The organism is uncultured Anaerococcus sp. (assembly GCF_963510915.1).
GTDB lineage: Bacteria > Bacillota > Clostridia > Tissierellales > Peptoniphilaceae > Anaerococcus.
The window spans coordinates 1-6,517 of sequence record NZ_CAUPHG010000084.1; the positions used below are offsets into that span (position 1 = coordinate 1).

The window sequence follows — 6,517 nt, forward strand, 5'->3', positions numbered from 1 at the left end:
AAATTATTCCTGTAATCAAATCTCCCAAAATATTAAGGATGAAATTATCTTCTCCAAGGGCTGTGATAAGATTATATAAAAGGTAATTTGTAATCCCAACAATAATCATTATCCAAAGTATAGATGAATATCTATATTCTCTTTTCATAAAAATCTCCAATAAAAAAATTTGTCACTCTATATTAATTTACCTCAACTAATAATTATTTACCATATTAATCTATAAGTGGGTATTAATCTACTGAGGTGATATAATGATAGAAATAAAAATAAATCCAGAAGAATCAAGAGTTGAAGCCATTGATGATGGAAAAATAATAGGTCTGTGTGAATATAAAATAAAAGGTCATGTCCTTGACGTCTACCACACAGAAGTCGACAGCGCCTATGGTGGTAGGGGACTAGCAAAAAAACTCCTAGACCAAGTTGTTGCCTATGCAAGAGCTGAAAATAAAAAAATCTACCCAACTTGTTCCTATGTAGAAAAGAAATTTGATGAAGATAGGCATTACAGGGATGTAGATGCAAGATAAGACTTAGACCCGCCTATGGTTGGGTCCTTTTTTGTGAATAGTCGCTCCATCTAGCTATAAAGATTTTTAAGTGGTATTATAAGGGTAGTTATCAAGGGAGGTGGAAAATGGAAAATTCTAACAAACATAGGTTCAGAAAAGAGGGAATCCTATCTGTTTCTATAATTTTAGCCGTAAATGCAATCATTAGCGGTGGCTTAATTTTCATCAAAGATGAACTTGGCATCTCTCTTGCCAGCGCAGAATTTCTTGTAAGCCTTCCTTCAATTACAACTATCATCGCAATCCTTTTAAGCGAACCAATCAGCCAAAAGATTGGCATAAAAAAATGTGTTAGCTTGGGGCTTTTTTTAGTTGGTACATCTTCATTTTTACCCCTTATATCAAGGACTTATATAAGCATATTTATTTCAAGACTTTTGCTTGGTTTTGGAGTAGGTCTCTACAATGGCCACGCAGCAAGTCTGATAAATATTTTTTATAAGGGAGATGAAGCAGCAACCCTCCACGGTATTCGAAATTCTTGTGAGTATATAGGCCTTATGTTGCTCTTATTTATAGCAGGTCTTATATTGAAAATATCCTGGCACTTTGTATTTTTAACTTACACCTTGGCCTTTTTTATTCTGATCTTCTTCAACCTCACAGTCGAAGATGTTGTCCACCCAAAGACCCTAGCCGAGGAAAAATTCAAAATAAATCTCCAAACAATTTTCTTTATGATTTTTGCCGGAGTTATCCTCATGGATACAACTGCTGTCACTGTTAGATTTTCAACCATAGCGACTGCTAGCCTGGGACCTAATGCCAATATCAATATGCTAACCATGGTTATACCAATATTTGGTATGACAACAGGATTTTTCTTTGGCAAAATAAATAGGAGATTAAGGTCAAAAACAATTTTACTAGGCCTCCTCCTCTATGTCTTCAAAAATATAATGCTCGCTATATTTGGACAAAACTTATATATTTACATGATTGGCATGGCTCTTACTGCCATAGCTCAAAGTTTGTGCTTCCCATATATCTTTGCGGAAGTAGCCAGGGTCACCAGGTCGTCTTCATCAAGGATAGTTAATAACCTAATCTTTGTAGGATCAAACCTCGGAGGATTTTTAGCGTCAAGCTTTTTAAGCATAATTACTCTAATATTTAATCTAAAGAGCCCAACCACCGCCTTCATGGGCTTTTCAGTCCTCTATTTAGGATTTTTCGCAGTTTACTTCTACGAATACCTAAGCGTTAGGGCCTACAGGCAAAAATAAAAATCTCGGAAACCTTCCGAGATTTTTTTATTTTAACATAACTACCTAATAAAAATATTAAGGTCCAATTCGTAGGATAAAATTTTTAATAACTCCATCCCCCTTACTGAGTTTCCTGTTTTATCGAGTCTTGGTGAATAAACCGCTATGCCGCAAAGACCTGGTACTATGCCTAGGATTGCTCCACTGACTCCTGATTTTGATGGAATGCCTACGTCCATTAGGTAGCGACCAGAATTTTCATACATACCGCAAGATGACATTTGGCTTACTATGATTGATACTATTGATTCTGGTATTAAATCCCTGGTTTCATATAGGCCAAAGCCCTTATTGGCTAGGACCGCTCCAAAATGGGATAGGTCTACTACGTTAGTTCCTATGGAGCAAGATTTTATATACAAGTCTAAAATTTCGCTTGGATTTTCTTCGAATATGTCTTTGGATTTTAAGTAATAGGCTATGGCCTTGTTCCTATCAGATGTTTCCATCTCTGACTTATAGATATCATCCATGAGCCTTGCCTTATCTGTTCCTGAAATCATCTTATAAAAATCAAGGATTCTTTGAAACTTATCGTCAGTATCCCTTCCCCTAATCATGGAAGAAGTAGTAAGAGCACCCGCATTTATAAAGGGGTTGGCTGGCTTATCTGTGATTGGCACAAGAGAATTAAATTCAAATTTAGTTGGCTCGCTTCCGACCTTAGAATAAACTTCATCTATGGTATTATCATGAAGAGCTACAAGGAGGTCTAGGATTTTTGAAATCGACTGGATAGAAAATTCCTTATCCACTTCCCCATAGCTGTAGGTATCTCCAGTTGTAGATGTGATGGCAAGGGCAAATGTCTCAGGGTCCACATTAAGTAATTCCGGTATATAAGAAGCCACTTCTCCCTGGCCAATAAATTTCTCACTCTTTACAATAGATTGCCTAATTCTCCTATCAATTTCATTCCTATCAAAAAACATAAGCCACTCCTAAATTAATTTATCATTTAGTATTAATGTACTTTAATAGGATAAGTGATACAATATAGTTAGAGGATAACATACGGTGAAAGGAAAATTTATGAGACTTATAGATATATTAGAAAATGAAGAATGGATAAGAAAATATGATTTTTATGAAGAGTTTATGAAGTCTTCATACTATAAATATCTTATCGATTCCTATAATAAATTAAATAGAGAAATTCTTTTTAAATCCCATATCCATGGTCCAGACCATATTGAAAGGGTAATTTTTTTCTCCCATCTTTTGGCCTTTTTAAATGAACTTGATTTTTACGACCTTGATGTCCTAAGAAATGCCGCAAGCCTCCACGATACTAAAAGACGTGATGATTCTTATGACCCTGGTCATGGTCCGAGAGCTGCCATAGAGTCAATAAGTTATTCTTATGCAAGAGATGAGGATAGAAAAATTATACAAGCAGTTATTGCTGCTCATTCCCCAGAGGATAGGGCTATGGAAAAAATTATTACAAATTTCATAGGTCCTGAGGATGATTTTGAAAGGGCCATGTTTTTAGCAAAACTTTTTAAGGATGCAGATGCCCTAGATAGGGTGAGGATTAATCACCTAGACCCAAAATATTTGAGAAATTCCCATTCAAAAGATTTAGTAGACCTAGCCTATGATCTCTATGAACACTTTTAACCATTGACTTTTCTTACAAAAACTTATAAAATTAATGTGTATAAGGAGATTTATATGCTGAAAATAAAAAAAGCATACTTCGCTGCTATATTTTTAGGCATGGGACTCTTATTCCCAAAGACCGCTCTTGCGGATTCTGTAATGATTAATAAGGAAGTCACCGATTCTTCAAGATTCTATGTAGAAGAAAATGGCAACCTATCCCCTAAGGCTAGTATTAACACTACAGACCTTTACAATATGATTAGCGAAGATAATTTATATTATAAAATAGAATACAAGGGCAAAATTGGTTATGTAGAGAAAAATCATTTCTATAGACTAAACCATACCAGTCTTGTAAAAGATGCAGATATCAAAAAAGATCCTTCCGATGATGCTGACAATCTAACTTCTTACAAGCTAAAAAAAGGTAGTAAGGTTACCATCCTTGAGTTTATAAACGTGGATGATTTTGTAAAAGTTTCTTACGAGCAGGATCGTTTTGATAATAAATTTATAAACCTATCTGATAGGGTCGAAAAAGCCCGCCAAGGTTTTGTAGAGACTTTAACCCTAGATCCAGTACCTGTAGAAACTATTGGACGAAATGGCATTTCACCAACTACTGTTACCGTAGACGATGAAGTAGCCAATGCCGAAAGAAAAATAGGCTATATCCATTTTAAGGACCTCGCCCTTGCCTACAGAGACCAAGAAAAAATAAACGAATTTTACAATTATTATAATCTCCTAAATGCGTCAATGACCTCTAGGCAGGCTCCAAGCTTTGAAACAGAGCCAGTTTATAATTTAATACCTGGACAAACTTACCAGGCAACAAGCGAACTACCACAAATAACTGTCCACATGACAGGCTCGCAAACAGGAATAAACCTATATTCCTACGCCGTTAAATTCTTAGGCAATCCTTATGTTTTCGGAGGTGAAGACCTCTATAACGGTATCGATTGTTCAGGTTTCACTATGAGAGTCTACCAAACAATTGGAATCAGCCTCCCTCACTTTGCTCAAAGTCAGCAAAGATATGGGGTGGAGATACCATTTGGTCAAGAAAAAGCTGGAGACTTGGTATTCTTTGGTACAAGCTTATATAATATAACCCACGTTGGTATAGCTGATGGCTACGGAAACATGGTCCACGCCTCAAACCCAAGAACAGGCATAATCATAAGCCCAATAGATAACCCAATTTCAATTAAAAGAATTGTAAACTAAAAAATTGCTGAGCTCGGAAATATTCCGGGCCAGCAATTTTTTATTGGTTATTTGAATTATCACCATCTTTATTAAAGACGCTAATTATTGAATTTACAACATCTTTTAGGAAATTAATCACCTTATCCAAAAGTCCTGATTCTTTGGCATCTTTGGCTATTTTTTCGAAATTTTCCTTGTTATCTTTGGCAAATTTATCTATGGAGTCTTTATTTTCTTCATAGAACTTTCCTGCCTTGCCTCCTATATCCTTGGCGAGTTTAAATAGATTGTCCCTTACTTCTGGGTTGGTGATGCCTGATAGGTCTTGGTAGGACTTAAAATAAGTTATCAAGCTCTTTAAATTTTCATTTGAGAGGACATCTTTCATATCTACATTTTCTAGTGCATTTAAAATAAAAACTAAAATCTCATCATCTGGTGCAGTTTGACCATTTTTTTCCTTGTAGTCTGCTAAGTTTTGCTTAACTTCAATCACGGCTGCATCTAGCTTTTTGCTATCAAATGCAGGATTATTTTCATTTTCCTTAGAAACTTCTATCACTGTCTTTAGCTCATCTTGAGCTGTCTTTGTCCTTTGTGGGTCAAGATTTGTGCCGTGGAGTTCTTCAGACTTATAAACACCTACAAGGGCTGATTCTCCAGTAACAGGTTTTGGACTTGCAACACAAATTTCAGCATCTGTTATTCCTGCAGTTATAGCTGCATTTGTGTATTGGGCTTCGGTGATTTGGTTAATATTGCCAGGAGTTTTTATCATTATTCTGATACCAGAACCTTTTTTTAGTCTTTTTACTACGATAGATGAAATCATATTAGAATCATCTGTTCCATAGCCCAAGTATTTTTCAAGGTCAGCCCCATTTACAATTCCAATATTTAAGTCTTCTGCATTTATGCCAACAGCATTATCGACGATTTTTCTTTGCTGGTCATTTAGTGCTGCTCCATAAATGACATCGTCTTTATCCTTATCAAAACCTGCCGCAAAAGCAATGTTTGATAAAAGAATTGAAAAGCTTAAAACTAAGCCAAATATTTTCTTTCTCATCTTATTTTAATCCTTCTATTTTTTCTATAATTGGATCAAGGAGATTATTTTCAATCTCACTTGCCCTACCAGCATCAACCTTAGATGCTATTGATGGGTCGATTGGTAATTTGACTATAGTATCGACTCCATACTTTTTTGCAACATTGTCTATATTTGATTCGCCAAAGATAGCGTGCTTGCTGCCACAATCTGGACATACAAAGTAAGACATATTTTCAACAATACCTATAATATTTTTGCCCATCATCTTCGCCATCTTTAGAGATTTTTCTACCACCATTTCCACAAGGCCTTGAGGAGTTGCAACTGCTACTATCCCGTCAATAGGGAGAGATTGGAAGACTGTAAGAGGCACGTCTCCAGTTCCAGGAGGCATATCTACAATCATATAGTCGATTTTTCCCCAATCCACATCTGTATAAAACTGCTTAGTAACATTTGTAACAATAGATGCTCTCCAAACAACTGGATCTGTTTTGTTTGGAAGAATCATATTTGTAGAAATGATTTTGATTCCATTATCAGCCTTAGCTGGGCTTATCACTCCATCAGCTGTGCCCCTTGCTGCTTCGTTAATACCAAAGGCTTCGGCTATTGATGGACCAGTGATATCAGCATCTAAAAGTCCAACCTCGTAGCCCTTGCTTTTAAGACCTACTGCAAGCTGGCTGGCTATTGATGATTTTCCTACCCCTCCCTTACCACTCATAACAGCGATAATCTTTCCTATATGAGTTCCTGGTTGGGTTTTTATTTTAAATTTATCGAAATTCATTTTT

7 protein-coding genes are annotated in these 6,517 nt (G+C 36.0%); 4 read left to right on the plus strand and 3 right to left on the minus strand.

The window, feature by feature from the left end:
- Window positions 1-254 precede the first annotated feature (254 nt).
- Both RQ893_RS07175 and RQ893_RS07180 read left to right on the plus strand, forming a co-directional pair.
- The gene (locus RQ893_RS07175; protein ID WP_311482367.1) at window positions 255-533 is read left to right on the plus strand and encodes a GNAT family N-acetyltransferase; all 279 of its coding nucleotides are present in this window, start codon (window positions 255-257) and stop codon (window positions 531-533) included.
- 107 nt (window positions 534-640) lie between these two features.
- Entirely contained in the window at window positions 641-1,801 is a 1,161-nt protein-coding gene (locus RQ893_RS07180) for an MFS transporter (RefSeq protein WP_311482368.1), read from the plus strand.
- 41 nt (window positions 1,802-1,842) lie between these two features.
- Here the strand turns inward: RQ893_RS07180 and glsA are convergent, their stop codons facing one another.
- Window positions 1,843-2,775 carry a glutaminase A gene (gene glsA / locus RQ893_RS07185; protein WP_311482369.1) on the minus strand — a complete coding sequence of 311 codons (933 nt, stop codon included), beginning with the start codon at window positions 2,773-2,775 and terminating at the stop codon, window positions 1,843-1,845.
- Window positions 2,776-2,875: 100 nt separating this feature from the next.
- Between glsA and RQ893_RS07190 the strand changes: the two genes are divergently transcribed.
- Window positions 2,876-3,466 carry a hypothetical protein gene (locus RQ893_RS07190; protein ID WP_311482370.1) on the plus strand — a complete coding sequence of 197 codons (591 nt, stop codon included), beginning with the start codon at window positions 2,876-2,878 and terminating at the stop codon, window positions 3,464-3,466.
- A gap of 54 nt (window positions 3,467-3,520) precedes the next feature.
- The gene (locus RQ893_RS07195) at window positions 3,521-4,684 is read left to right on the plus strand and encodes a C40 family peptidase (RefSeq protein ID WP_311482371.1); all 1,164 of its coding nucleotides are present in this window, start codon (window positions 3,521-3,523) and stop codon (window positions 4,682-4,684) included.
- 40 nt (window positions 4,685-4,724) lie between these two features.
- Here the strand turns inward: RQ893_RS07195 and RQ893_RS07200 are convergent, their stop codons facing one another.
- The gene (locus tag RQ893_RS07200; RefSeq protein ID WP_311482372.1) at window positions 4,725-5,735 is read right to left on the minus strand and encodes a DUF1002 domain-containing protein; all 1,011 of its coding nucleotides are present in this window, start codon (window positions 5,733-5,735) and stop codon (window positions 4,725-4,727) included.
- Window position 5,736: 1 nt separating this feature from the next.
- Window positions 5,737-6,513, minus strand: a complete 777-nt coding sequence (locus RQ893_RS07205) for an Mrp/NBP35 family ATP-binding protein (RefSeq protein WP_311482373.1) — start codon at window positions 6,511-6,513, stop codon at window positions 5,737-5,739.
- Between the last annotated feature and the right edge of the window lie 4 nt (window positions 6,514-6,517).